General features: G+C 69.7%; 24 protein-coding genes and 1 tRNA gene. 15 read left to right on the forward strand and 10 right to left on the reverse strand.

Annotated elements, in window-relative coordinates:
* Positions 1 to 10 precede the first annotated feature (10 nt).
* The 5 genes from FVE25_RS22575 to FVE25_RS22595 all read left to right on the forward strand — a co-directional run bounded on the left by FVE25_RS22575 (position 11) and on the right by FVE25_RS22595 (position 3,723).
* Complete coding sequence (locus FVE25_RS22575; RefSeq protein ID WP_157248980.1) at positions 11 to 1,147, forward strand: catalase family protein; 1,137 nt, start codon at positions 11 to 13, stop codon at positions 1,145 to 1,147.
* Positions 1,148 to 1,151: 4 nt separating this feature from the next.
* A complete protein-coding gene (locus tag FVE25_RS22580; protein WP_157248981.1) occupies positions 1,152 to 1,685 on the forward strand; it encodes a hypothetical protein in 534 nt (177 codons plus the stop codon).
* Entirely contained in the window at positions 1,685 to 3,013 is a 1,329-nt protein-coding gene (locus tag FVE25_RS22585) for a Dyp-type peroxidase (protein ID WP_157248982.1), read from the forward strand. Before FVE25_RS22580 ends, FVE25_RS22585 begins: the two co-directional genes overlap by 1 nt.
* A gap of 78 nt (positions 3,014 to 3,091) precedes the next feature.
* Positions 3,092 to 3,268 (forward strand): hypothetical protein, encoded by a 177-nt coding sequence (locus FVE25_RS22590; protein ID WP_157248983.1) that lies wholly within the window; start codon positions 3,092 to 3,094, stop codon positions 3,266 to 3,268.
* Positions 3,265 to 3,723 carry a hypothetical protein gene (locus FVE25_RS22595; RefSeq protein ID WP_181019671.1) on the forward strand — a complete coding sequence of 153 codons (459 nt, stop codon included), beginning with the start codon at positions 3,265 to 3,267 and terminating at the stop codon, positions 3,721 to 3,723. Before FVE25_RS22590 ends, FVE25_RS22595 begins: the two co-directional genes overlap by 4 nt.
* Positions 3,724 to 3,728: 5 nt before the next feature.
* Here FVE25_RS22595 and FVE25_RS22600 read toward each other — a convergent pair whose 3' ends face one another.
* Genes FVE25_RS22600 through FVE25_RS22610 form a run of 3 tightly spaced genes read right to left on the reverse strand, consistent with a single transcriptional unit; the run spans position 3,729 to position 5,695 of the window.
* Positions 3,729 to 4,229, reverse strand: a complete 501-nt coding sequence (locus FVE25_RS22600; protein WP_219825603.1) for a GNAT family N-acetyltransferase — start codon at positions 4,227 to 4,229, stop codon at positions 3,729 to 3,731.
* A 16-nt stretch (positions 4,230 to 4,245) separates the two neighbouring features.
* Complete coding sequence (locus tag FVE25_RS22605; protein ID WP_157248985.1) at positions 4,246 to 5,181, reverse strand: ornithine cyclodeaminase family protein; 936 nt, start codon at positions 5,179 to 5,181, stop codon at positions 4,246 to 4,248.
* A gap of 4 nt (positions 5,182 to 5,185) precedes the next feature.
* Complete coding sequence (locus FVE25_RS22610) at positions 5,186 to 5,695, reverse strand: DinB family protein (protein ID WP_157248986.1); 510 nt, start codon at positions 5,693 to 5,695, stop codon at positions 5,186 to 5,188.
* Between the two features lie 132 nt (positions 5,696 to 5,827).
* On the opposite strand from FVE25_RS22610, the gene FVE25_RS22615 reads away from it, so the two are divergent.
* Together FVE25_RS22615 and FVE25_RS22620 are read left to right on the forward strand one after the other, a co-directional pair.
* Complete coding sequence (locus tag FVE25_RS22615; protein ID WP_157248987.1) at positions 5,828 to 7,174, forward strand: TRAP transporter large permease subunit; 1,347 nt, start codon at positions 5,828 to 5,830, stop codon at positions 7,172 to 7,174.
* A gap of 11 nt (positions 7,175 to 7,185) precedes the next feature.
* Positions 7,186 to 7,425: a hypothetical protein gene (locus FVE25_RS22620; protein ID WP_157248988.1), complete on the forward strand. Its 240-nt coding sequence runs from the start codon at positions 7,186 to 7,188 to the stop codon at positions 7,423 to 7,425.
* Here the strand turns inward: FVE25_RS22620 and FVE25_RS22625 are convergent.
* Entirely contained in the window at positions 7,422 to 8,105 is a 684-nt protein-coding gene (locus tag FVE25_RS22625) for a GntR family transcriptional regulator (protein WP_157248989.1), read from the reverse strand. The two genes, FVE25_RS22620 and FVE25_RS22625, sit on opposite strands and share 4 nt — an antisense overlap.
* Before the next feature lie 87 nt (positions 8,106 to 8,192).
* On the opposite strand from FVE25_RS22625, the gene FVE25_RS22630 reads away from it, so the two are divergent.
* Genes FVE25_RS22630 through FVE25_RS22650 form a run of 5 tightly spaced genes read left to right on the forward strand, consistent with a single transcriptional unit; the run spans position 8,193 to position 12,478 of the window.
* Positions 8,193 to 9,149 carry a phosphoglycerate dehydrogenase gene (locus FVE25_RS22630; RefSeq protein WP_157248990.1) on the forward strand — a complete coding sequence of 319 codons (957 nt, stop codon included), beginning with the start codon at positions 8,193 to 8,195 and terminating at the stop codon, positions 9,147 to 9,149.
* Positions 9,150 to 9,160: 11 nt separating this feature from the next.
* On the forward strand, positions 9,161 to 9,907 hold the full coding sequence (locus FVE25_RS22635; RefSeq protein WP_157248991.1) for a hydroxypyruvate isomerase family protein: 747 nt from the start codon (positions 9,161 to 9,163) through the stop codon (positions 9,905 to 9,907).
* On the forward strand, positions 9,904 to 10,530 hold the full coding sequence (locus FVE25_RS22640) for a hypothetical protein (RefSeq protein ID WP_157248992.1): 627 nt from the start codon (positions 9,904 to 9,906) through the stop codon (positions 10,528 to 10,530). Before FVE25_RS22635 ends, FVE25_RS22640 begins: the two co-directional genes overlap by 4 nt.
* On the forward strand, positions 10,527 to 11,816 hold the full coding sequence (otnK, locus tag FVE25_RS22645; RefSeq protein ID WP_157248993.1) for a 3-oxo-tetronate kinase: 1,290 nt from the start codon (positions 10,527 to 10,529) through the stop codon (positions 11,814 to 11,816). Before FVE25_RS22640 ends, otnK begins: the two co-directional genes overlap by 4 nt.
* Entirely contained in the window at positions 11,813 to 12,478 is a 666-nt protein-coding gene (locus FVE25_RS22650; RefSeq protein WP_157248994.1) for a substrate-binding domain-containing protein, read from the forward strand. The genes otnK and FVE25_RS22650 overlap by 4 nt, the downstream gene beginning before the upstream one ends.
* Positions 12,479 to 12,522: 44 nt before the next feature.
* On the opposite strand, the gene FVE25_RS22655 is transcribed toward FVE25_RS22650, so the two are convergent.
* The 3 genes from FVE25_RS22655 to FVE25_RS22665 all read right to left on the reverse strand — a co-directional run bounded on the left by FVE25_RS22655 (position 12,523) and on the right by FVE25_RS22665 (position 19,189).
* Positions 12,523 to 13,431, reverse strand: coding sequence for a hypothetical protein (locus tag FVE25_RS22655; protein ID WP_157248995.1), 909 nt, complete (start codon positions 13,429 to 13,431; stop codon positions 12,523 to 12,525).
* 52 nt (positions 13,432 to 13,483) lie between these two features.
* Positions 13,484 to 17,011, reverse strand: a complete 3,528-nt coding sequence (locus FVE25_RS22660) for a discoidin domain-containing protein (RefSeq protein WP_157248996.1) — start codon at positions 17,009 to 17,011, stop codon at positions 13,484 to 13,486.
* A gap of 393 nt (positions 17,012 to 17,404) precedes the next feature.
* Entirely contained in the window at positions 17,405 to 19,189 is a 1,785-nt protein-coding gene (locus FVE25_RS22665; RefSeq protein WP_157248997.1) for a bifunctional metallophosphatase/5'-nucleotidase, read from the reverse strand.
* Between the two features lie 108 nt (positions 19,190 to 19,297).
* Here FVE25_RS22665 and mshD point away from each other — a divergent pair, with 108 nt between their 5' ends.
* Positions 19,298 to 20,269 (forward strand): mycothiol synthase, encoded by a 972-nt coding sequence (gene mshD / locus FVE25_RS22670; protein ID WP_157248998.1) that lies wholly within the window; start codon positions 19,298 to 19,300, stop codon positions 20,267 to 20,269.
* On the opposite strand, the gene FVE25_RS22675 is transcribed toward mshD, so the two are convergent.
* Entirely contained in the window at positions 20,202 to 21,206 is a 1,005-nt protein-coding gene (locus FVE25_RS22675) for an inorganic phosphate transporter (protein ID WP_157248999.1), read from the reverse strand. The two genes, mshD and FVE25_RS22675, sit on opposite strands and share 68 nt — an antisense overlap.
* Positions 21,207 to 21,824: a DUF47 domain-containing protein gene (locus FVE25_RS22680; protein ID WP_157249000.1), complete on the reverse strand. Its 618-nt coding sequence runs from the start codon at positions 21,822 to 21,824 to the stop codon at positions 21,207 to 21,209.
* Positions 21,825 to 22,022: 198 nt separating this feature from the next.
* Here FVE25_RS22680 and FVE25_RS22685 point away from each other — a divergent pair, with 198 nt between their 5' ends.
* Positions 22,023 to 23,252 carry an MFS transporter gene (locus FVE25_RS22685; RefSeq protein WP_157249001.1) on the forward strand — a complete coding sequence of 410 codons (1,230 nt, stop codon included), beginning with the start codon at positions 22,023 to 22,025 and terminating at the stop codon, positions 23,250 to 23,252.
* Here the strand turns inward: FVE25_RS22685 and dcd are convergent.
* Positions 23,224 to 23,799: a dCTP deaminase gene (gene dcd, locus FVE25_RS22690; RefSeq protein WP_157249002.1), complete on the reverse strand. Its 576-nt coding sequence runs from the start codon at positions 23,797 to 23,799 to the stop codon at positions 23,224 to 23,226. The genes FVE25_RS22685 and dcd overlap by 29 nt on opposite strands.
* 104 nt (positions 23,800 to 23,903) lie before the next feature.
* Between dcd and FVE25_RS22695 the strand changes: the two genes are divergently transcribed.
* Positions 23,904 to 23,977, forward strand: a tRNA-Gly gene (locus FVE25_RS22695).
* Positions 23,978 to 24,028 lie beyond the last annotated feature (51 nt).

The following is a 24,028-nucleotide window of genomic DNA, read 5'->3' on the forward strand; positions in this document are numbered from 1 at the left end:
CTATGTAGTCATGCGTCCGATCAGATACTCGCCCGACGTCGAGCCTCCTGAGCCTGGTTTCGAGGAAAGCCAGCAGGAGGTCATCGACATCATCATGGAGTTCGAGCGGAACTCGGTGCGTGCCGAAGGCGAGGACCGCGCGGTCCGCTTCGCGCATGCCAAGGCTTATGGCCTGGTCCGCGGCACCTTCGAGATCCTCGACGGCGTCCCGGAGGAGTACGCCCAGGGCGTCTACGCGCGGCCGGGGATCCACGACCTCGTGGTGCGCTACTCCAACGGCCTGTCGCACCTGGGCGCCGACCGTTCCCTGGGGCACGTGGTCGGCATGGCGATCAAGGTGTTCGGCGTCGAGGGGGAGACCACGCTGCCCGACGAGCGGCAGAGCCGGACCATGGACTTCAACCTGATCAACGGCCCGGTCTTCTTCTGCAACACCGCTCGCCACTACCGGTTCCTGGCCAAGGCTTTCATCGATCTGCCCAAGTACCGTTCCGGCGGGAAAAGGGGAGCCCGTCAGCTGTACTACGACTGGGTCACCGGCTACGGCGCGCTGGAGCCGGAGGACTGGGCGTGGGAGGAGCTCGGCGCCCTGCTCCGGATCAGCGCGCAGGCGCGCTGGCAGAACCTGCTGCTGTCGACGTTCTGGTCGATGGCCGCGGTACGGCACGGCGACTACATCGCCAAGCTCCGGGTCCGGCCGACGGAGGCGTCGGCGGAGGCGGTCGAGGTCCGCGATCTGGATCCGGCGGCTCAGGAGGAGGTGTTCCGGCCCGCGCTCGTGGCCGAGCTGGCCGGGCACGGGGCGGAGTTCGACTTCCAGGTGCAGCTCTGCACCTCGCTGGAGGAGATGCCGATCGACGATCTCACGGTCGAGTGGCCGGAGGCCCTTTCGCCGTTCGTCACCGTGGCCAGGATCCGGTTCCCGCGCCAGGACATCGGCGGCGAGGGCAATCTGGCGGCGGCCGACCGCGTCTCGTTCACGCCCTGGCGTTGCCCTGCCGAGCATGTCCCGGTCGGATCCCTGCAACGCATCCGCAAAGAGGTCTACCGGCGCTCGTCCGTCGAACGCCACGGCCTCAACGGTCAGGTACGGCAGGAGCCGCAGGCCGTCTCCGAGCTATTTCCCAGCAGCGAGAAAGAAGGATGATCTTATGTCCGACTATGTGCCGATCTCGGCGGAGGTTAGTGCCGAGGACATCGCCAAGTGGACCCAGCCGTGCCGCCGCCAGACCGACGGCGTGGGCCTGCGGGTCGGCAACAAGGCCGAGTTCACCCTGGTCGCGCCGCTCAAGCCGGGCGGCGCCGCCATCTTCCGCGAACGGGCCAAGAAGGCCCAGGTCGAGGCCGCCTACTGGGAGGGTCGCCTGGGCACGGTGCACGACCTGCGCGTCGCCCTGATCAACGACGACACGCAGATCCTGTTCGCCGCCTCCTACAGCGACGAGTTCAAGCCGTACGTCGTGGACGTCATCAAGTTCGCCACCCCGTGGATCGACTACATGTTCACCGACGTGGCCGAGGGCTACCCCGGTCTGCAGGCGCCGGGCGCACTCGACTACATCGCCAAATACCAGGTGGAGGCCAGCGTCTGGTACGGCTCCAACGAGCAGGCCACCGTACGTGACATCGCCCGCGGGCAGAAGGCGCTGACCTCCCTCAACGACCTCCTCGACACCATCCAGTGATGAGCGCCCGCCCGGAGCCGCGGCTCGACCTCGGCGACATCCAAGGCACGGTGCTGCGCCCCAGGCCGGGCGTGTGCGAGGGCGTGTACCTGCTGTACCGGATCGACGACGCGGCCGCGGCCAGGCGGGCGCTGCGCGAGGTGCTGCCCGCCGTCACCTCGGCCACGCACATGGACGAGCCGCGCCCCTTCACCTTCAACATCGTCTTCACCTACACCGGGCTGGCCGCGCTCGGCGTGCCCGAGGAGTCCCTGGCGAGCTTCCCGCAGGAGTTCCGGTACGGCATGGCCGCCCGCAAGGACGTGCTGGGCGACATCGGCGCCAGCGACCCGGCCCGCTGGGTCGCCCCGATGGGCACCGGCCAGGTCCACATCGGGGTGGTGATCATCTCGAGGGAGGCAGCGGGGCTGGCCGAGCCGCTGGCCATCGCGGCGGGGCTCAAGGGCCTGTCCCAGCTCTACCGGTGTGACGTCTACATCCCGCCCGACGGCCGTGAGCACTTCGGGTTCCTGGAGGGGATCGGCGGCCCGTACGTCATGGGCAGCGGCATCGAGGCGTTGCCCGGCCAGGATCCGGTCATGCCGGGCGAGTTCATCCTCGGCTATGAGGACGAGTCGGGCCAGGTGCCGGCCATGCCGTACCCGGAGATCCTTGGCCGCAACGGCACGTTCCTCGCTTTCCGCCAGGTCGCCACGGATGTCGCCGGGTTCCGGCGTTACCTGAAGGAGCAGGCCCGCGGCCCGGAGGACGAGGAGCTGCTCGCCGCGAAGATCGTCGGCCGGTGGCGCAGCGGGGCGCCGCTCGCGCTGGCGCCGGAGCGGGACGATCCGGAGCTCGGCGCGGATCCGCACCGCAACAACGACTTCGCCTATCTCGGCGACGACCCGGACGGCCTTCGGGTGCCGCGCGGTGCTCATATCCGCCGGGTCAATCCTCGTGATTCGCTCAGCGGCAGCAGCATCGTCGACGCCAGGATTCACCGGATGGTACGCCGTGGCGCCATCTACGGCCCCCTTCTGCCGGAGGGGCAGATCGAGGACGACGGGGCCGAGCGCGGGCTGATCTTCATCTTCATGGGGGCCAGTCTGGTGCGCCAGTTCGAGTTCATCCATCAGGCGTGGATCAACAACGGCGACTTCGTCGAGCTGGGCGATGAGACCGATCCGCTGGTCAGCCTGCACGACGGGCCCGCGACGTTCACCATCCCCGGCAAGCCGCTGCGCAGGCGCCTGGCCGGGCTGCCGGACTTCATCACCATCCGCGGCGGCGAGTACTGCTTCATGCCCGGCCTCGAAGCGCTCGCCTGGCTGGCCGCCGACCGGCCGTGAAACGCGGGTGAGACGGCGCTGCAAGCCCGGAACGACAGCCTTGGCGCACAAGGCAGTCCATTCCGGAGGAACGGCGACATGTCCAGATTCACCGTCACCGAGTACTCAGCCATGACCGTGGTCGCCCTCTGCTGGGCGCCGGCCCTGGGCCCCGTGGGCGTCGTCGCCGGGCTGTTCCTGGTCGGCGTGCCGTTCGCGGAAGTGAAGCGGCGCAGGCGCCTCGCCGTACCTCAAGAAAGAGGGAGATTCTCATGAAAAGACGGATGCCCGGATTAGTGAAAGCGGTCGTCGCACTGCACTGGTTCCAGGTCCTCTCCTTCACGCTCTTCGCGCTCGGGACCCTGATGGTGGGGGAGCTGGCGAAGGAGGATGTGCTCGTGAACCGGGCGGTGATGGTCGGCCAGGCGTTGCAGGCCGTGTGGGTGCTCGTGGTGGTCATCCTTCTCCACCGCGGCAAAGGCCGGAGGGCCTCGCACGTGCTCCAGGGGGTCATGGGGGCGCTCACCCTGGGCACGGCGCTGCTCATGGTCACGGAGGGGATCTCCACGGCGGACGACGTGGTGGCCCTGGTCGTTCAGCTGTTCTTCGTGGCGGTGGCGGTCCTCAACGCCGTCCTGCTCTACAAGCAACTCGACCGCGAGCCGGCCCATCCCTGGTTCACCCGCGATCAGCTCCGCATCGTCCACGCCTCGACCGCACCCTCGGCATAGCCGGTTCAGAGATCGATCTCGAACTCCACCTGGGCCAGCGGGTTCCCGTCGCCGAAGTCGTGGTCGCGCACGGCGTCGCTCTCGGTGAACCCGCACTTGGCGTAGAAGCGGCGCGACTGCGGGGTGTCCCGGAGCGTCCACAGGTGCGCCCGCGTGTATCCGGCTTCCTTGAGCCGGGCCAGCGTGGCGTCCATGAGCGTCTGGGAGATGCCGCTGCCCCAGCCGTCGGGGTGGGCGTAGAACCCGTGGATCTCGGCCAGGCCGGGCCGGGTCTGGGAGGGCCCGAAGTACGACAGGGCCAGCGGGCGGCCGTCGGCCAGCCCGAGGAGGATCGAGTCGTCGCCCGCGCCGATGCGCGCGTGCCAGCGGGTGCGGCGGTCGGCCACGTTCTCCTCGGCGAAGGCCGGGTCGAAGAAGGGGGCGTAGGCCACCTTCCAGGACTCGGCGTGGATCTCGCCCAGGACATCTCCGTCTTCGGGCGTGGCAGGGGCGACGGTGAGCAGCATTGGGCAACTCTAGCTTTCACTCCCAAAGGGGCAGCGAGGTCCCTGCCGACGCGGCGACCGCCGCCCGGTACAACGCCTCGGCGGCGGCCACGTCCTGGACGGCGGTTCCGGTGGAGTCGAACACGATGATCTCCTCCGCCGTCAGGCGGCCCGGCTTGGCCTTGGTGATCACCTCGCCCAGTTCGGCGCGGACGGGCGTGTGCGGCCGGTGGTGCAGCTCGCCCACGTCGGCGCACTGGTGGGTGACGTCGGTGACGAGGACCGCTCCGGCCAGCAGGTCGTCGTGGAGCTCGCGCTTGTGCGGGGCGTCGGAGCCGATCGCGGCCACGAGGCTGCCGGGCCGTACGTCGGAAAGGGCGAGGAAGGGCGCGGTGGCCGGCGTCAGAGTGACGATCACGTCGGCCGCGGCGGCGGCCGCGGCGGGGGAGGGCGCGGGCTCGGCTCCGTGAAGAGCGGCGAAGCGGGCGGTCTTCTCCGGGTCCCGCCCCCACACCACGATTCGTGAAATATCGCGAACCGCCTGGATCGCGGTGATGTGGCTGGCCGCCTGTGCCCCCAGGCCCAGCACGGCCAGCGTCGCGGCGTCGGGACGAGCGAGATGACGTACGGCGACGGCCGTGGCGGCCGCGGTCCGCAGGCGGGTGACGGTGGCCGACTCCAGGAAGAGCACCGGCTGGCCGGTGGCGGAGTCGAAGAGCGCGATCACCCCGACGATGCTCGGCAGCCCCAGCGTGGCGGGCCGGTCGTAGAAGCAGGCCCCGATCTTGACCGCGACGACGCCCCCGTGGCCGCTGGCCTTGATGTGGAACTCGCCCGGCGGGCTGTCCAGGTGCGCCAGCCGGCTGGGCAGCGTCTGCCCGCGGGCGTAGGCGGCGAAGGCGTCCTGGACGAGGTCGATGTAGTCGGCGGGGGCGAGTAACCGCTCGACCTCCGACTGGGTCAGCATCAGCATGGCCTCACGCTCCCACGGTGCCGTCGATCGCCTCACGCAGGAAGTCGGCGTGCCCGTTGTGCCGGGCGTACTCGTGGATCAGGTGCAACATCACCATCCGCAGCGAGACGTCCGCCTCCCATCGGGCGTTGTAGGCGGTCACGTCCAGCGAGGCAGCCTCCCGTTCGATCCGCCGGGCGTGCCCGACCTCCGCCTCCCACGCCGCGAAGGCTTCGGCACGCGTGGAGGCTCCGGCGTCGTAGGCGGACTGGAAGTCGAACATCTCCGCCGACCACACCATCGGCACCTGCTCGCCCCCGGTCACCCGCCGGAACCAGTGCCGCTCCACCTCGGCCATGTGCCGCACGAGCGCCAGCAACGACAAGGTGGACGGCGGCATGGAGCGCCGCCGCAACTGCTCGTCGGTCAGGCCGTCGCACTTCATGGCCAGGGTGGCGCGATGGAAATCCAGGTGCGCGCGCAACATCTCGCGCTCGTCCGCGACGAGCGGCGGACCGACTCTTTCCGTGGTCATGCCTGCACACGGTAGCCGAAGGGGTCTTGACGCTGCGTGCTCGGCCAGGGAGACTGCACAGAACATCGCTATAGTATTTCATCGCCATTACGGCTGTACTATCCTCCGGCACAGTGAGGAGCACCCCCAACCGTGAACGCCATCTTCGCGCTGGCCGCGTTCATCGCCGTGATCGTCATCTGGAACGTCGTCTTCAAGCGCAACATCGCCGAGTCCATGTTCGTCGGCTTCCTGGCCTGCGCCGCCTTCGCCGGGCTGAACGCGCCCGCGGTGGCCTGGAACAGCCTCGTCGAAGGCATGAAATCCGAGGTCACCTACGCCGCCCTGGCCTTCGTCTTCGTCAGCGAGCTGCTGACCAGGATCGGCCTGATCGGCAGGCTGATCGACATCCTCAGCTCGATGCTGGGCCGCCGCCGCGGTGGCGCGCTCTACGCCGCGACGGTCGGCTCGGGCGCGTTCGGGGCCGTGGCGCACAACGGCGCCGCCATCGCCGCCACCATCGGCTCCATCGCCATCCCGTGGATGAAACGTTCCAAGACCAGCGGCGACACCGCCGCCCTGGTCATCTCGGGCAACGCGGGCGTCGGCGCCGTCTTCCCGTTCAGCGGCGCGTTCTTCCTGCTGCTGGCCGCCCCGACGGTCGCGCCGGTGCTGAACGCCGACCAGATGATCGTGCCGATGTTCGTCGTCGCCACCTGGACCGTGATCATGCGGCTGATCATCGCCTACGTGATCGTACGGCGGCGCGGGGTCGACCGCATGGACCCGGACGACGTCCACCCGCTCCGCGCGACCCTGCGGGCGGGCTGGCCCTCGCTGCTGGTGCTGGCCGCGGTCGCGATCCCGATCCTGGCCACGGCCGGCGCGACCGCCCAGTGGGTCGTGGACCGGATCGGCGAGGACGCCGCCGACACCATTCCCGTGCTGTTCTGGCTGCCCATCTTCATGCTGGTCGTCGGCGTGATCGTCGGCTGGAAGAGGCTGCCGCGCCGGCCCGCCGCGTGGTGGGACATGCTCGGCGAGATCAGCCCCAAGTTCGCCGTGGTCGGCCTGACCATGGTCTCGGCGTTCGCCGCCTCGGAGGCGCTGTCCACGCTGGGCCTGGGTGAGCAACTGGCCCCGTTCATCGCGCGCATGCAGGGCGTGCCCACGCTGGTCATGGTGATGGTCGTGGGCCTGATCGTCCTGCTGGTCTCGGGGCCGCTGAGCACCACGGCCACCATCGCGGCGGTCGGCTCGGTCGGGTTCCTGGCGCTGACCAGCGCCGGCATCCCGCCGCACCTGGCCTACGCCGCCCTCATCGTCTGGGCCAGCGCGGAGGGGTGCTCGCCGCCCGGCGCCGCCCCCCTCTACGTCGCCGCGGGGATCTCCGGCAGCGATCCGGTCAAGATCTTCAAACCGGTGATCGGGTACTACCTGGTGCCCTCGTTCCTCGCCGGGATCGTCGTGGCCCTGAGCCTGGTCTGGGTTCCCTTCTAAAGGAGGCAGGGATGTACAAGCTGTTGCTCACCGTCTTCCGGCTGCTGCTGATCACCTTCGTGCTCGGCGGCGTGGCCGTGACGTTCTTCCAGGTCGTCGGCATCCTGGCGGCCAGCCCGGGGCTCACGTCGTTCTTCGGCGGCCCGTTCGCCGAGTGGATGTGCATCGTGGCGGCGCTGGCGGGGATCGTCTCCTTCCTCCAGCTCTACACGAAGGAGGGGCGGGAGGAGGTGGTCGAGGAGGCCGTCTAGCGGGCCGCCGCGACCGGCTGCTGTTTCCTGCGCTTGTTGGCGTTCTCGAGATGCTCGCGCATCCGGATGGAGGCGATCTCCGGGTTGCCCTCGGCCAGCGCGTCGTAGATCGCGCGGTGCTCCCTGGCGGCGAACGCGGCGCCGGTGTTGCCCATGCGGGAGAACAGCCGGAAGCGCTGGACCTGCCCGTTGAGCGAGCGGTAGGCGGTCTCCAGGAAGGGGTTGTCGCACTGCTGGGCGATCAGGCCGTGGAAGCGGTCGTCGGCCGCCCAGTAGGAGCGGAAGGAAACCGTGTCGGTGTCGGCCAGCCCGACCGAGCGCTCCAGTTCCTCGACCGACCCCAGCAGCTCCTCCAGGAACTCGGGGGTGGTGCGCCGGCAGGTCTCGTAGGCCAGCGCCGGCTCCAGGACCATCCGGGCGTCCATCAGCTTGCCGATCTCCCGGTCGGTGAACACCGGCGCGACGCGGTAGCCCTTGAGCGCCTCGCGCACCACCAGCCCGGTGTGCTCGAGCCGGGCCAGGGCCTCGCGCAGCGGGGTCTGGCTGACGTCGAGCTCGCGTGAGAGGGCGCCGATGTTGAGTGGCGATCCGGGGGCCCGCCGGCCGGTCATGAACTGGTCGAGCAGCACCTCGTACATCTGGTCGGCAAGGGGCTGCTTCTTCTTGCGGGCCTCGGACATCACGCTTCCTCTCGTCGCAGCCGATTATCTCAAGAGTTTGACTATAGAATTGATAGATATAATATATTCTAAGAGAAGGGATCTTCGATGCGCGTCCTCGTGACCACGGCCTGGCTGCGCCCCGGCGACCACGTCGACCGCCTGCTCAGGGAGGAAGGCTTCGAGGTGGTCCACTCCTCGTTCGCCGACCGCCACGAGCCGCTCACCGACCTGGTGCGCGAGGCCGACGGAATCGTCGCGGGCACCGACGCCTTCACCGCCGAGGTGCTGGCCGCGGCGCCCCGCCTCAAGGTCCTCGGCCGCACCGGCGTCGGCTACGACAACATCGACGTGCCCGCCGCCACCGCCCGCGGCATCGCCGTCTGCCCCACGCCCGGCGTCAACCGGCGCGCGGTCGCCGAGCACACGCTCGCCCTCATGCTCAACTGCGCCCGCCTGCTGCCCCAGAACATCCAGAGCGTGAAGAGCGGCGGCTGGGAACAGCCCAGCGGCAGGGAACTGGCCGGCGCCACGCTCGGCATCGTCGGCCTGGGCGCCATCGGCAAGGCGGTGGCCGAGCTGGGCGCCGTGCTCGGCATGGAGGTGCTCGCCCACGACCCCAACCTCGACCACGACTACGCCCGCGAAGCCGGCATCCAGGCCGTCCCCCTGGAGGAACTGCTGCGCCGCGCCGACTTCATCAGCCTGCACATCTTCCTCGACGCCTCCACCCACCACCTCATCGACGCCGCCGCCCTCGCCCTGATGAAGCCCACGGCGTACCTCATCAACACCTCCCGAGGCGGGGTCGTCGACGAGGGCGCGCTGGCGAGCGCGCTGAGCCGCGGCGAGCTGGCCGGCGCCGCGCTCGACGTCGTCGAGGTCGAGCCGCTGCCCGCCGGCAGCCGCCTGCGCGAGCTGGACAACGTGATCGTCACCGCGCACATCGGCGCCGCCACCACCGAGTCCCGCGCCCGGTCCGGGCAGATGGCCGCCCAAGCGGTCATCGACGTCCTGAACGGCCGCGCCCCCGCCTTCACGGTCAACCCCGAACACGCCGGATAGAGGTCCCGCCCATGCGCTTCGCCGCGAACCTGAAGTGGTTGTTCACCGAGCTGCCGTTCGAGGCCCGCTTCGACGCCGCCGCGGCCGCCGGGTTCGAGGGCGTCGAGTACGCCTCGCCCTACGACCACGACCCCGTCAAGCTCGACGGCCTCCTGCGCGCGGCCGGGCTGAAACAGGTGCTCATCAACACCCCGGCCGACGCCGACGCCTGCCGCGCCGACGGCTTCCGCGACGGCTTCGAGCGGGCGATGGAGTACGCGCTCGTGCTCGACGCCGGCCTCGTCCACGTCCGGGCCGGCGCCCGCCCCGAGGGCGTCAGCCAGGAACGCGCCTACGCCCGCCTGATCACCAACCTCGCCTGGGCCGCCGATCAGTCGTCCGGCAGCGGCGTCAGCCTCGTGCTGGAAGCCCAGAACCGGCGTGACAACCCCGGCCGGGTCCTGCGGACGCAGGCCGAGGCCGCCGCCATCGCCGAGGCGCTCGACGCCGGGCACGTCGGCGTCCTGCTCGACCTGTACCACGCGCAGATCGACGAGGGCGACCTGATCACCAAGGTGCGTGAGCTGCAGCCGTACACCCTCCACTACCAGGTCGCCGACCCGCCCGGCCGGCACGAGCCCGGCACCGGCGAGATCGGCTGGCCCGCGGTCTTCGCCGCCATCCGCGCCGGCGGCTACGAAGGCTGGATCGGCTGCGAGTACGAACCCCGCGACCGCACCCTCGACGGGCTCGGCTGGATCGAGGAGCTGGCCGGATGACCCGCGTCGCGCTCATCAGCGCCACCCCCGCCGCGATCGCCCCCGCCGTCACCGGCCTGGCCGACGTCTTCCCCGAAGCCGAGCCGTGGAACCTCCTCGACGACAAGCTGCTGGCCGACGCCCGCACCGGCGGCCCGAGCCCGCGCATGTCCGCCCTCATTCGCTACGCCGTCTCCTCGGGGGCCGACGGCGTGCTCCTCACCTGCTCCCTGTACGGCGAAGCCGCCCGCTCGGCCGGCGAAGGGGTGCCCGTGCTGGCCCCCGACGACGCCGCGTTCGCCGAGGTCACCACCAGGGGCTACCGGCACGTGCTGGTCGTGGCCAGCTTCGACGAGGCGCTGGCCGACTCCATGGCCCGCCTGAAGCAGGCCGCGGACGGCGTGTACGTGTCGGGCGCCGTCAGCCCCGACGCCTTCCAGGTCACCGACCCCGAGGTGCTCGTCCGCGCCCTGCGCGAGACCTGTGCCCGCCACGCCCCGCACGTGGACGCCGTGCTGCTGGCCCAGTACTCCCTGGCCCCCGCGGCCCGCGAGCTCGCCGCCGGCCTCGGCCGCCCGGTGATCTCCGGCCCGCACACCGCGGCCGCCCACCTGAAGGCCCTCCTCCAGGGCGGGCGCCCGTGATCGGCGCCATCGCGGACGACTTCACCGGCGCCACCGACGTCGCCGTCGCCCTGCACCGCCACGGCCTGCGCACCCTGCTCTACTTCGGCACCCCGCCCGCCGACCTCGCCCTCCCGGCCCACGACGCCCTCGTCATCGCCCTCAAAACCCGGACCGTCCCGAAGGACGAGGCCGTCGCCCAGTCGCTGGCCGCCCTCGACTGGGTGCGCTCGCGCGGCGCCTGCCAGATCTACTTCAAGTACTGCTCCACCTTCGACTCCACCGCCGAGGGCAACATCGGCCCGGTGCTCGACGCGCTGGCCGACGCCGTGGACGCGCCCATGGTGGCCATGACGCCCAGCTCACCCGAGCACGGCCGCACGCAGTACCTCGGCTACCTGTTCGCCGGCGACGTGCTGCTGGCCGAGTCGCCCATGCGCGAGCACCCGCTCACCCCGATGACCGACTCGTACCTGCCCCGCGTCCTGGACGCGCAGAGCGCGCACCGCTCCGGGGTGGTGCCGCTGCCCGTGGTACGGCGGGGCCCCGCGGCCATCGCGGACCGGCTGGACGCCCTCCGCGCCGAGGGCGTCCGCTACGCGCTGGTGGACGCGGTCGTGGACGACGACCTGGCCGCCGCAGGGCAGGCGCTGAACCGCATGCGCCTGGTCGCCGGGGCCGCCGGGCTGGCCGCGGGGCTGGCCCGGGCCCACGAGGCAGCCAAGATCCACGCGGCCGTCGAGGACGAACAGGCCCGCAACGGTGACCCCGTCCCCGCGACCGCCGGGCACACGCCGCCGCCCCTGCCCACGGGACGCGCCGCCGTACTGGCCGGAAGTTGTTCCGCGCGCACGCTGGAACAGGTGGCCGCCATGATCGAGGCCGGGCGGCCGGCGTACCGGCTGGACGCGCTGGCCGTTCAGGACGCCGAGGTGCTCGCCCGTGAGGCGCTGGCCTGGTACGACGCGCAGTGGCCCGAGTACGGCGCCCCGCTCGTCTACTCGTCGCTGCCGCCGGACGAGCTGCGCGACGTTCAGCGCCGCCTGGGCCGGGAGCGGTCGGCGGAGCTGCTGGAGTCCGCGCTCGGCCGCGTCGCGAAGGGGCTGGCCGAGCGGGACGTCACCCGGTTGATCGCGGCCGGCGGCGAGACGTCCGGCGCGATCGTGCGGGCGCTGGGCCTGCCGGGCGGCCTGATCGGGCCCGAGGCCGCGCGTGGCGTCCCCTGGATCCTCACCCCGTCCCTGTCCCTCTTGCTCAAGTCGGGCAACTTCGGCGAGCCCGACCTGCTTCTTGTGGAGAGTCAATGAAATTGTTCAGCACCCTGGCCGTCAAGAAGGCGTTCGACGACGGGCTCCTGGCGGAGTTCACCCGGCGCACCGGGATCGTGGTCGAGGGCGTCTACGATCCGACCACGCAGTTGGAGGCGCGCATCGCCGCGGGCGAGCGGCCGGACGTGATGATCGCGATCACCCCCGCCTTCGCCGGATTGGACGTGCTCGACCTGTCCACGCAGGTGCCGATCGCGAAGACCGGCGTGGGGCTGGCCGTCCCGCCGGACGCCGCGCTGCCGGACATCTCCACCGTGGACGCCCTCGTCAAGGTGCTGCTCGCGGCCAGGAGCGTCGCGTACTCGCGCACCGGCGCGAGCGGCATCTACTTCGCCCGGCTGATCAAGGAGCTGGGCATCGCCGAAGAGGTCGACGCCCGCGCCACCGTGATCGAGAAGGGCTTCATCGCCCACGCCGTCGTGGACGGGCGCGCGGACGTGGCGATCCAGCAGCTCAGCGAGCTGCGGTTCGTCCCGGAAGCCAGGATCGCCGGGCCGCTGCCCGCCGAGGTCCAGCACTACAGCGAGTTCTCCGCCGTCGCCGCGCGGGCCGGCGACGAGGAGGCCGCGGCGTTCATCCGTTTCCTCACCTCCGACGCCGCCCGGGACGCCTACGCTCGGACGGGCCTGGAGCTGCCCTGACACCAGCTGATGCGGCGGTCATCGGGGCGGGGCCGGGCTGGCGGTCATAGCCAGCCGCGCTCCTTGGCCCGGGTGCCGATCTGGAAGCGGCTGGCCGCGCACAGCCGTCCCATCAGGTCGGCCACGTAGCCGCGGAAGGTCCGCACCGACACGCCCATGGCCCGCGCGGCCACCTCGTCCTTGCCGACCCGGTCGAGCAGTTCCAGGACCCGTCGCTCCAGCGGGGTGGGGTCGGCGTCGTCGGGCTCGAGGTCGGTGGCGCGGCGCCAGGTCTGCTCGAACAGGTCGATGAGCGTGACCACGATGCCGGGCTGGCGGATCATCAGCGCGCCGTAGGTGGGATTGTCCGGCCTGATGGGCACGAAGGCGGTCTCGCGGTCCATGATGACCAGGCGCTGGATCGGCTCGTCGACGACCCGGTGCCGGTCGCCGGCGCGGTGGATCTCGAGGAAGTAGGCGGCCACGTCGGGGTCGTCCAGCGTGCTGCGGTGGACGATCGTGCGGTGGCGGATGCCCTTGCGCAGGTCGGTCAGGGTGCGCTCGCGGATCGCCGGCACGACGTTCTGCCTGACCGGGTGCATGGCCAGGATCTCCTCGGCCCCCTCGGACATCTTCCAGATCCGCTCCTGGGTCTGCTCCATGCCCTCGATGCGCTCGACGTGCTCGATGGGGCCGCCGGCGGCGTGTTCGGCCAGGAGGGCGGGCATGGCCGCGGTGACCCGGCGCAGCTCGCCGCCGACCTCGCCGAGCCGCCGCTCGATCAGCCGCTCCATGGCGGTGTGCGGCGCGGTGGCGGTGAGGGTGCCGTCGGGGTTGAGCTCCAGCAGGCGCAGGTCGAGCAGGCGCTGGATGACGGCCGGCGCGAAGCCCCCCGCCGAGCTGCCCGGGTTCCTGAGGAAGAACCGGTAGACCAGCTCGTCGGATTCCGAAACCCCGAGGTCAGCCAAACTCATGGCGCTAAATGTAGGGGGTGCGGGAAGGCCGGCCCGCACCCCCTCCCGGACGTCAGCCGACGTTGATGGTGAAGGTGGAGGTGGTGTTCCGGATATCGGTGTGGTTGCCGCTCAGCCGCAGCCCGTTGAACCTCACCGAGCCGACCGCCGGTCCCTGGTCCGGCTCCGGCAGTTCGTTGGCCCAGAGGCCGAAGCCCGACTTGGCGTCGAACGCGTCGCCGCTCTTACGCGCCCCGGTGATCGAGACGTCGGTGAACACCGTGTCCGTGATCGGGTTGACCGGCCGCCCGCCGAGGTACTGCGTCTGGAACATGATCCCCGAATAGGTCGGATCCACGATGTCCACGTCGCTGACCCTGATGCCCTGGAACACCTTCGACGCGGAGAACACCCAGATCCCGGGGAACGTCTGGTTGCCCCAGAAATGCCCGCCCGCGCGGACGATCGAGATGTTCTCGAACCTGGTCGGCGTCGTGCCGAAGCCGCGCATCGGGATGCCGAAGTCCAGCGAGCTGATCGTGATGCCCGAATAGACCAGGGTGTCGGCGATGTAGATGTTCCTGAACACGTTGTCCTGCCCGCCGTACACGGCCACGCCGGCCGCCCGCCAGGTCAGCGTCGAGGTCAGGTTCTCGTAGACGTTGCCCGTCTGGTCGGCGTTGTTGATGTCGACCGCGGCGAACAACGCGAAGCTGTCGTCACCGGTCGAGCGGGCCTCGACGTTCCTGACCGTGTTGTCCGTGCTGCCGTTGGTCAGGTTGATCGCGTCGGCGAACGTGTCGCGCACCCGCGAGTTCGTCACCAGCATGTCGTGCACGTTCGTGCCCCACAGCATGCACATCTGGTGCTCGACCCAGACGTTGTCGATGGTGACGTTCGAGACCCCGTTGAGGTCCCACACCTTGCCCGGCCCGTCGTTGCGGATCACGTAGTTGCCGAACGAGGCGAAGCCGCTGAAGGACGAGCCGTTGGCCGAGCTCTCCACGCGGAAGCCCACGTCGGTGTTCTCCTGCCCGGAGGGCGACAGGAACCTGGTGAACCACGGCCCGGCGCCGGTCACCTTGACGGCCTTGCCGTACACCTGGAACTTCTGCGCGGTCGGATAGTCGCCCGCGGGCAGGTAGACGCCCGTGAGCGCGGGGTCCTGGCGGGCGCGGTCGAGCGCGTTCTGCACGTCCTGGTGGGTGAACCCCTGGGGTACGGCGTAGCGCGCGGGATCCGGGTTGGCCTGCGGCGTGGCCTGCTCGAGGTTGATGAAGTCGATCGCGAACGTGCCGGAGTTGGCCGCGTCCTTCTGCAGTTTGATCTTGCTGCCCGCCGGGACGGTGGTGCCGAGCAGCATGTTCGCCTCGTCGTAGACGTGCCGCGGCGGGCCGGAGCCGGGGGAGTTGCTCGGGCTGGCCTCCGCTCCGTAGAGCCAGGCGTACTTCGAGGTCAGGCTGATCGACTTGAGGAAGGCGCCGCCGACGTAGACGTTGAGCGTCGAGGTGGTGCCGTCGGGGATGGAGAAGCGGGTGACCAGGGTGTTGGCCGGGGCCTTGGTGGTGAACTCGACGAAGGCGCCGGTGGTGTTGAGCAGCACCGCCCGCCGTCCCGACGCCTCGCCGGCGAGGTCGCCGATCGTCCGGTTCGGGCCGGTGACCTGGGCGCCGCCGCCGGAGAGGCCGTCCTCCGCCTCGTACATGTCGTAGGGCAGGTTGGCGCCCCGGCCCACGAACAGCGGCTGCGCGGAGGTGTTGTTGGCCCGCTTGACCGGCAGTTCGTTGGCGTCGGGGGCCAGGACGGTCTTGACCGTGTACTTGCCGTTGGCCGCGGCCCAGGTGCCGAGCGTGATCGTCGGGGCGGTGGCGCCCGGGGCGATGACGCCGGAGGAGGAGCCGGTCAGCGTGCGCACGACGGTCCCGGACTCGTCGGCCACGGTCAGCGTGACGTCGTGCGCGCCGCCGGCGGAGGCCACGTTGCCCTGGTTCCTGATCGCGACGGTGAACGTGACCGTGTCGCCCGCCGAGGGGTTGCCCGGCGTCCAGCCGACCGGCGCGGCGACCAGGTCGGAGCTGTCCACGGGCCGCACGGTCAGCGGGTTCGGGTGGTTGTAGGTGTTGTTGCCCTCGTTCTGCTCGATGACCGTGTTGTTCTCGTCCACTTTGGCCGACAGCGGGTACGTGCCCGCGGGCTTCGTGCCGAGGTTCGCGCTCACGGTCTGCGTCGCGCCCGCGGCCAGCCCGGGTGCGGTCGCCGTTCCCGCCTTGTCGGTGCCCAGGTAGAAGCCGACCACGGTGGCGGCCGCGGCTTCGGTGCCGGCGTTCTTGACCGTGGCCGACAGGGTGATGGCGTCGCCTTCCACCGGGCTGCCCGGCTGGACGGACATCCCGGTGATCGTCAGGTCCGGGTTCGGCGCCGGGGTGCCGATCACCTGGAACTCGGCGACCTGGCCGTTGGGCGCCCCGGTGTTGGCGGTGAACTCCAGTCTGACCGCGGCCATCCTGGTGCTGACCGGGATGGTGACGGTGTTGCCGCTGTTCGGGTTGAAGGAGTAGGCGGCGGTGGCCTTCCTGACCGTGAAGGTCGTGGCGCTCTGCTCCCTGCCCAGCACCTGGAGGGTCTGGGTGCGCGGGCCCCAGACCTGGTCCGGGGAGAGCTTGAGGACGATCGCGGTCACGTCGGCGTTGGCGCCCAGGTCGACGGTGAGGGTGTTGGGGTATCCGCCGCCGCCTTCCCAGTAGGTGGCGAGGTTGCCGTCGTTGGCGTTGGCCGGGGTGTAGATCCAGGTGTGGCCGCTGGCCGAGATGGGCTTGCCTTGGGCCAGGTTGGTCCCGCCGCCCTCGCCCTGGCGGGTGACGGTGTTGCTGCTGGGGGAGCGGTTGTTGGCCGCGTCCTTGGCGAGGACGTGGTAGGTGAGGGTGGCGGTGGGGGGCTGGCTATCCGTATACGCCCCGATATTTCCGCCTACTGTGGCCCTTAGGGCGTTGTTGGCGTAGATCTCGTAGCCTGTCACGCCGATGTTGTCGCTCGACGGCTGCCAGGTGAGCCTGATCTGGCCCGGCGCCGGTTCGGTGAACGCCAGATTGCCGGGGGCCGTGGGCGGCTGCGTGTCCGCGCCGGCCGGGCCGTACACCTCGAGCTCCGCGAGCTGCCCCGCCGGCCAGCCGGTGTTCGCCGTGATGGTCAGGCGCAGGTAGCGGGTGCTCGTGGTGGCGAAGGTGACGGTGGCCGCGGGCTGGAAGGTGTAGGTGGCCTGGGCGACGACGGTGCTGAAGCTCGTGCCGTCCGCGCTGCCCTGCACGCTCAGGGTCTGGGTACGGCTGGGCCAGCCGTTCGGCAGCTTCAGGGTCAGGCTGTCGACCTGGACCGCCGAGCCCAGGTCGACCTGGATCCATTGGGGGAAGGCGTTGTTGGCGCTCTCCCAGTAGGTGGCCTGGTCGCCGTCGTTGGCCTTGGCCGCGGCGTAGACGTCGGTGTGGCTGCTCTCCGACATCTGCTTGCCCAGGGCGAGGTTGGGGCCTTCCGCCTGGGCTGGGGTGGTGGTGAGACCGGCCAAGCCTAAGGCGGTGGCGGCGAGGAACGCTAAGAGGCGTCTCATGGGCGGGCCCTTCGTGAGGGGGGTGGCCAAACCATAAGATGACGAACAAATCTCCGCAATATTTCGACTTCATTGCGCAAATTTCCGACAGGGCGTTTGGAGCGTTCCCGTGAGCCTTGGGGCTTGTGAGAGGGGTTGGGGCGTACGACAAATTACGAAATGTGCGCGTAAATGGTTGCGTCGCGGGGGTGCAAGTGGGCGCAAGACTCTGACGGGCGCTTGCATGACGGGGTGCCGCTTGAGACCGGCGAACTCGCCTTGGGCGACGGAAACCTCGGCCACCGGACAGCGCGAAGCGCCCCAGCGAAGCCATGAAAGGTAAGCCGGGGCGCTCCCATGGGCTTCCCGGAGGCGCGCAAGCGCCCCCTAGGAAGCCCATGCCTTCAAGCCTGGTCAGTTCACCGCCGTGATCCGTCCCAGGGCCGGCGGGGTCGTGGGCTGGTTGGCGGTCAAGTATGCGACGAAGGCGTCGATGTCCAGCGGCCCGCTCCACACGTCCGTGCCGTCCTTGAAGGCGGCGAAGGCGTCGCCGCCGCCGACCAGGAAGTTGTTGGCCGCGACCCTGATCTGCTGGGTGTCCGACACCGCCACGCCGTCGATCTTCATGTCGCTCACCTTGGAGCCCCACGCCGCCCCGCGGCTGTAGGTGTAGGTGAAGTTGGCCGACGGCTGCAGGATCTTCTGGAACGGCTGGCCGTTGGGCCCGCCGACGAACTGCTGCTCCAGGACCGTCTTCAGCTGGGCCCCGGTCAGCGTCACGACCTGCATCAGGTTGTTGAACGGCTGGACCGTGAACGCTTCGCCGTACGTCACGACGCCGTCACCCTCGCCGGCCGGGGAGCCCGCGAAGGTCAGGGGGGCGCGGATGCCGCCGGGGTTCATGAGGGCGATCTGGGCGTTTCCGCCGGTCTTGGTGGCGGCCAGCTGGCCGTCGGCGATGAGGTTGCCGAGCGGGGTTTCGCCGGTGGGCGTGCTCGCGTTGCTGATGTCGGCGGTGATGCGGCCGATCGGCTTGTTGGCGACCGGGGCGACGCGGTCCTTCCAGGTCTGGACGAACTGGGAGATCTCCGGGTCGGCGGCGATCGTCCGGGTGACGACGTGGTTGTCGGCCTGGACGGAGCTGCGGACGATGTCGCGGCTGGCCCTGTCCACCTGGAAGTCGACCTGCGTGATCACGCGGCCGAACGAGCCGCCCTGGGTGTACAGGCGGTCCCTGCCGGCGGGGTCCTTGACCACGCACTTGTACGCCTGGTGGGAGTGGCCGCTGAGGATCATGTCGACTGCGGGGTCCACCTGGGTGGCGATGCGGTTGCCGGCGCCGGGGATGGCGCTGCAGGCGTCGGGCGACTGCCCGGTGTTGACCTGGTCGCCTTCGTGGACGAGCACGACCTGTGCCTTGACGCCGAGGATCGTCAGCAGGCGGGAGGCGAGGTTGGCGGCCTTGACCTCGTCCTCGAACTTGAGGTCCTTGATGCCTTCCGCGGTGACGATGCCGGGGGTGGTCTGGGTGACGAGGCCGATGAAGCCGATCGGGACCGCGTTCTTCCACTTGATGCTGATGGGCGGCAACGCGGGCACGCCCCATCCGCTCAGGAGTTTGCGCGCCTCGGGGGTGGAGGTGAGGCCGTCGAGTGCGGTGGACCGCTCGTTCCTGTTCTTGAACAGGACGTTCGCGCCGACGTAGTCGAACTGGGCGCCCTTCCACCGGCCGGCCGGGGAGCAGCCGTCCACCGGGTGGCAGCCGCCGTACATGATGCGGCGCAGCTCCGCGTACCCCTCGTCGAACTCGTGGTTGCCGACGGCCGAGACCTTCACCCCGATCTTGCCGAGGAACTCGACGGAGGGTTCGTCGTGGTAGGCGGCGGAGATCAGCGGTGTGGCGCCGATGAGGTCGCCCTGGGCGACGCCGATGGTGTTGTCGTCGGCGAGGCGCTTCATGTGCGCGGCCACGTAGGCGGCGCCGCCCGCCTCGACGGTCTGCCCGTTCTCGTCGACCATGCGGCCGGAGGAGCCGGTGGGCGGCTCGAGGTGGCCGTGGAAGTCGTTGAGGGAGAGCAGTCGGATGGGGACCTGCCTGGCGGCGGCTTTACCGGCGTCCGCGGGGGTGGTGGCCAGGGCGAATCCGCCCACGGCCACGGCTCCGGCCAACGCGAGCCGGAGGAGGGATCGAGACGTCATGGCCTAAGACGTTACGGCGGCAAGCCATGCAGCCAATGTCGCAAAGGTAACGATTCATGGGCGGGCCCCCTGGCGTTGTTTGCCATACGGACGCCTAGAGTTCGAGCCATGAGCGTGCACGTGAAAGTCGGGGAACGACTGGATGACCAGGAAATCGCCGAGGTCCTCGGTGTCGTGGAAGCGGCCACCGAGGCGGACGGGGTCCGCCCGCTGAACGAGCACGTCATGCTGCATCTGCGCTACGGCGGCGACGCCCGCGCCCGCTCACTGCTCCTGTACGACGGCGTCACGCTGGCCGGCTACGCGCACGTCGACCCGACCGACGAGGTGGAGGGCCCGAGCGGGGAGCTCGTCATCCACCCGTCCTTCCGCGGACAGGGGTACGGCAAGCGCCTGCTCGGCGAGGTCCTCGAGCTGTCCGGCGGCCGCCTGCGCCTGTGGGCGCACGGGGATCATCCCGGGGCGGGCGCTCTGGCGGCTTCGCTGGGGTTCGAGAGGGTTCGCTCCCTGTGGCAGATGCGCCGGTCGCTGTTCGCGCCCCTGCCGGCCTTTGAGCTGCCTCCAGGCGTACGGCTGCGCACCTTCGTCCCCGGTCAGGACGAGGAGGCGTGGCTCAAGGTGAACGCGGCGGCCTTCGCCCACCACCCCGAGCAGGGAGCGTGGACCATCGCCGACGTGCGGCGGCGCGAGGCGGAGTCGTGGTTCGACCCGGAGGGCTTCTTCCTGGCCTTCCGCGACGACCGGCTCGTCGGCTTCCACTGGACGAAGGTCCACGGCTCGGACGAGCACGGCCACGAGCCGCTCGGCGAGGTGTACGTGGTCGGGATCGACCCGTCGCAGCAGGGCACCGGCCTGGGCAAGGCGCTGACCCTCGCCGGTCTGCGCCACCTGCGTTCGCGTGGCCTCGCCCAGGTGATGCTGTACGTGGACGAGGCCAACGCGGCCGCGATCAGGCTGTACTCGGGTCTCGGGTTCAGCAGGTGGGACGTCGACGTGATGTACGCCGCCGCCGCTACTCCACCAGCCAGTGGAGCAGGTAGTACGACAGCGCGGCGACCAGTGCCGCCGCCGGAATCGTGAGGACCCAGGCCGTCACGATGTTGCCGGCCACCCCCCAGCGCACCGCCGACAGGCGCTTGGTCGCGCCGACGCCCATGATGGCCGAGGTGATGGTGTGGGTGGTGGAGATGGGTGCGCCGAAGCCGATGGCCGCGCCGTACAGCACGGTTGCCGCGGCGGATTCCGCCGCGAAGCCCTGTGGCGGGTCGAGCGCGATGATGCGGCGGCCGAGCGTGCGCATGATGCGCCAGCCGCCCGCGTAGGTGCCGAGCGAGATCGCCCCGGCGGCGGCCAGGATGACCCACTGCGGGATCGGGTCCGACGGCGCGGCGTAACCGCCGACCGTGAGGGCCAGGAAGATCACACCCATGGTCTTCTGCGCGTCCTGCAGGCCGTGCCCGAGTGCCATGGCGGCGGCGGAGACGGTCTGCGCGTACCGGAAGCCGCGGTTGGCCTTGCCCGGTTGCGCGTTGCGGAAGATCCAATAGATTGCGATCATGATCGCGGCGGCGAGCGTGAAGCCGACCATCGGCGAGAGGATCATCGGGATGACGACCTTCTCGACGACGCCGTCCCAGTGGACGAGGCTGGCCGAGGCCAGCGCCGAGCCGATGAGACCGCCGATGAGCGCGTGGCTGGAGGAGGAGGGGAGGCCGAAGTACCAGGTGACCAGGTTCCAGGTGATCGCGCCGATGAGGCCGGCGCAGACGACCACCAGGCCGTGCGTGCCCTGCGGGGCGTCGATGATGCCTTTTCCGACGGTCTGCGCGACCTGGGTGCCCAGATGGGCGCCGATGAAGTTCATCGCCGCCGCCATGAACAGGGCCGCTCGGGGAGTGAGGGCTCTGGTGGAGACCGAGGTCGCGATGGCGTTCGCCGCGTCGTGGAAGCCGTTGGTGTAGTCGAAGATCAACGCAACGACGACCACGCCGATGACGAGGGCGAGCGTGAGGTCCACTTAGCTTTCCTTGACGGCGATCGACTCGATCGTGTTGGCCACGTGCTCGAAGGCGTCCGCGGCTTCCTCGAGCCGGTCGATGACCTCCTTCATCTTCATGACCGTCAGCGCGTCGTACTCACCGCTGAACAACTTGGCCAGCAGCCGCCGGTACACCTGGTCGCCCTGGTTCTCGAGGCGGTTGACCTCGATCCAGTACTCGTTCAGGTTCTTCATCGAGCGCAGCTTCGGCATCGCCTCCGCGGTCAGCTCGGCCGCCCGCTCCAGGACCTCGACCTGTCGGATGACGTCCTTGGGCAGGTGGTCGATCTGGTACAGGACGATGAGGTCGGAGGCTTCCTCCATGAAGTCCATCACGTCGTCGAGGTTGGAGGCGAGGCGGTAGATGTCCTCACGGTCGAACGGGGTGATGAAGCTCTCATTGAGCCGGTTCATGATCGCATGAGTGCGCTCGTCACCGGCGTGTTCGCAGGCGCGCATCTTCTCGGCCAGGGCTTCCCTGTCCGAGCCGTCGCTGATGATCTCCACCAGCAGCCGGGATGCCGTGACCAGGTTGTTCGCGGAGTCGGCGAACAGGTCGTAGTAGCTGTCCTCACGAGGCGTGAGACGCAGGCGCACGTCGTTCTCCAGATGTGCGGGGATGGTCCGTGGAAGAGGGTACGGGTTACCAGGCAAAATGCGAACTTCATGTCCCCTTCATCATGTGGCTACCCTCCGTCCCTTGATCGACACCAACGCATCCGATACCTTGATCGCCATTTTGCCGACGCCCGCTTTGCTGGTTTTTACGAGGTTTATGGCTCATCCTGGTGACATATGCGGGCAGCCGCCGGAGTGTTGGGAGATCGCGCCTTCCGTCTGCTTTGGTGCAGCCTCACCGCATCTGTGGCGGCTGACTACATCTTTCCCATAGCGGTGGTGATCTCACTCGTCAGGGGTGGGTACGGCGCAGCCGCCATCGGGCTTGTGCTGGCCGGACGCCTCATCGCCCTCGTGGGATTCGCCCTCTTCGGCGGCGTATGGGCAGACCGGCTCCCCAGACGCCTCGTCATGGCCTGCTCCCAGCTCGGCCTCGTCGCCATCACCCTCGTCGTCGCCATCTGGCCGCTCGCCCCCTTCCTGGGCGCCGCCGTCTTCCTGGGCGGCCTCTGCGAGGCGTTCTTCCGACCCGCACTCCAGGGAGTGCTGTCCACGGTGCTGCCCGAACGGCACCGCCGTACCGGAATCGCGATGACCAGCGTTTCGTTACGCGCAGGATCGCTCCTGGGGGCGTTCGCCGGTTCCGCCATCGTCGTCGCATTCGGCCCCTGGGCGGCCTTCCTCGCCGCCGCGCTCGGCTTCGGCATCAGCGCCGGGCTCATCTGGCTCATGCGCGAGCCGATGCTGCCCACCGTCCCCCGCCGCCCCCTGATGGCCGAAATCCGGCAAGGCGTGCGCGAGGTGCTCTCCCGGCCGTGGATGGCCGCGGTCATCGCCGTCCTCGCCCTCCACCAGACGCTCATCGTCGCCCCGGCCCAGGTACTGCTGCCCGCCACCGCGCTCAAGCTCCAGTGGAACTTCCTGCCCCTGCACGAAGGCGACGCCATCTACGGGCTCTCGCTCGCCGCCCTGTCCCTGGGCGGCCTGATCGGCGCCGGCCTCGCCATGCTCCGCCCAGGCCCCCGCCCCGGTCTCACGGCCATGCTGGGGCTTCTGCCGTACGGACTGGTGCCTTTGTCCCTCATGACCTCCACGACGCCGTGGCCCGTGTTCACGTGCTTCCTGCTGGCCGGGATCGGGCTGGAGGTGGCCGCCATCGAATGGGTCATCGGCATGCTGCGCGAGGTCCCACCCGGGAGGCAGTCCCGCGTGGCCTCACTGGAATGGGTGGCCGTGCTCGGGCTGACACCGTTCGGCCTGGTCACCACCGGTGTACTCGTCGACACCGTCGGGGCCAGGCCGGTGCTGCTGGTCAGCGCGCTGGCCGCGGTACTGCCGCTGGTGGCGCTGGTCGTCCCGGGGCTGGTGGAACTCCGGTCTAGATCTTGGTCCGATGAAAGCTCCTGAACGACCTGGACGGCGTCGGGCCACGCTGACCCTGGTACCGCGAGCCGTACTTCTCCGCGCCGTAAGGATGCTCGGCCGGAGAGCTCAGCCTGAACACGCACAACTGACCGATCTTCATCCCCGGCCAGAGCTTGATCGGCAGAGTGGCCACATTCGACAGCTCCAGCGTGACGTGGCCGCTGAAGCCCGGGTCGATGAACCCCGCCGTGGAGTGGGTGAGCAGGCCCAGACGGCCCAGCGAACTCTTGCCCTCGAGGCGGCTGGCCAGGTCGTCGGGGAGGCTGATCACCTCGTACGTCGAAGCCAGGACGAACTCGCCCGGGTGCAGAATGAAGGGCTCGTCGCCGTCGGGTTCTACGAGGCGGGTGAGGTCGGGCTGCTCGATCGCGGGATCGATGTGCGGATATTTATGGTTTTCGAAGACGCGGAAGAAGCGGTCCAGGCGCACATCGATGCTGGACGGCTGGATCATGTCAGCATCAAACGGCTCCAGGCTCAACCGGCCCTTGTCGATCTCGGCGAGGATGTCGCGGTCAGAAAGCAGCACGTAGAGCAACCTACCGTGGGGGGTGCCCTGGGGCGGGGGGATGGTTGGGGTTGCTCGGGGGGGTTGGATTTCCGCTACAGTGGGGGGCGCGGCTTCGGCTGCAGGCGGGTGTAGTTCAATGGCAGAACATCAGCTTCCCAAGCTGACAGCGCGGGTTCGATTCCCGTCACCCGCTCCAAACGCGAGAGCCCAGGTCATCCGATGGATTCGGAGCCTGGGCTTTGATCTT

Source organism: Nonomuraea typhae, from assembly GCF_009760925.1.
GTDB classification, from domain to species: domain Bacteria; phylum Actinomycetota; class Actinomycetes; order Streptosporangiales; family Streptosporangiaceae; genus Nonomuraea; species Nonomuraea typhae.

Coding starts and splice junctions, on each gene's coding strand:
- FVE25_RS22575 (WP_157248980.1), top strand. CDS start 11: ATGCGTCCGATCAGATACTCGCCCGACGTCGAGCCTCCTGAGCCTGGT.
- FVE25_RS22580 (WP_157248981.1), top strand. CDS start 1,152: ATGTCCGACTATGTGCCGATCTCGGCGGAGGTTAGTGCCGAGGACATC.
- FVE25_RS22585 (WP_157248982.1), top strand. CDS start 1,685: ATGAGCGCCCGCCCGGAGCCGCGGCTCGACCTCGGCGACATCCAAGGC.
- FVE25_RS22590 (WP_157248983.1), top strand. CDS start 3,092: ATGTCCAGATTCACCGTCACCGAGTACTCAGCCATGACCGTGGTCGCC.
- FVE25_RS22595 (WP_181019671.1), top strand. CDS start 3,265: ATGAAAAGACGGATGCCCGGATTAGTGAAAGCGGTCGTCGCACTGCAC.
- FVE25_RS22600 (WP_219825603.1), bottom strand. CDS start 4,229: ATGCTGCTCACCGTCGCCCCTGCCACGCCCGAAGACGGAGATGTCCTG.
- FVE25_RS22605 (WP_157248985.1), bottom strand. CDS start 5,181: ATGCTGATGCTGACCCAGTCGGAGGTCGAGCGGTTACTCGCCCCCGCC.
- FVE25_RS22610 (WP_157248986.1), bottom strand. CDS start 5,695: ATGACCACGGAAAGAGTCGGTCCGCCGCTCGTCGCGGACGAGCGCGAG.
- FVE25_RS22620 (WP_157248988.1), top strand. CDS start 7,186: ATGTACAAGCTGTTGCTCACCGTCTTCCGGCTGCTGCTGATCACCTTC.
- FVE25_RS22625 (WP_157248989.1), bottom strand. CDS start 8,105: ATGTCCGAGGCCCGCAAGAAGAAGCAGCCCCTTGCCGACCAGATGTAC.
- FVE25_RS22630 (WP_157248990.1), top strand. CDS start 8,193: ATGCGCGTCCTCGTGACCACGGCCTGGCTGCGCCCCGGCGACCACGTC.
- FVE25_RS22635 (WP_157248991.1), top strand. CDS start 9,161: ATGCGCTTCGCCGCGAACCTGAAGTGGTTGTTCACCGAGCTGCCGTTC.
- FVE25_RS22640 (WP_157248992.1), top strand. CDS start 9,904: ATGACCCGCGTCGCGCTCATCAGCGCCACCCCCGCCGCGATCGCCCCC.
- FVE25_RS22650 (WP_157248994.1), top strand. CDS start 11,813: ATGAAATTGTTCAGCACCCTGGCCGTCAAGAAGGCGTTCGACGACGGG.
- FVE25_RS22655 (WP_157248995.1), bottom strand. CDS start 13,431: ATGAGTTTGGCTGACCTCGGGGTTTCGGAATCCGACGAGCTGGTCTAC.
- FVE25_RS22660 (WP_157248996.1), bottom strand. CDS start 17,011: ATGAGACGCCTCTTAGCGTTCCTCGCCGCCACCGCCTTAGGCTTGGCC.
- FVE25_RS22665 (WP_157248997.1), bottom strand. CDS start 19,189: ATGACGTCTCGATCCCTCCTCCGGCTCGCGTTGGCCGGAGCCGTGGCC.
- mshD (WP_157248998.1), top strand. CDS start 19,298: ATGAGCGTGCACGTGAAAGTCGGGGAACGACTGGATGACCAGGAAATC.
- FVE25_RS22685 (WP_157249001.1), top strand. CDS start 22,023: ATGCGGGCAGCCGCCGGAGTGTTGGGAGATCGCGCCTTCCGTCTGCTT.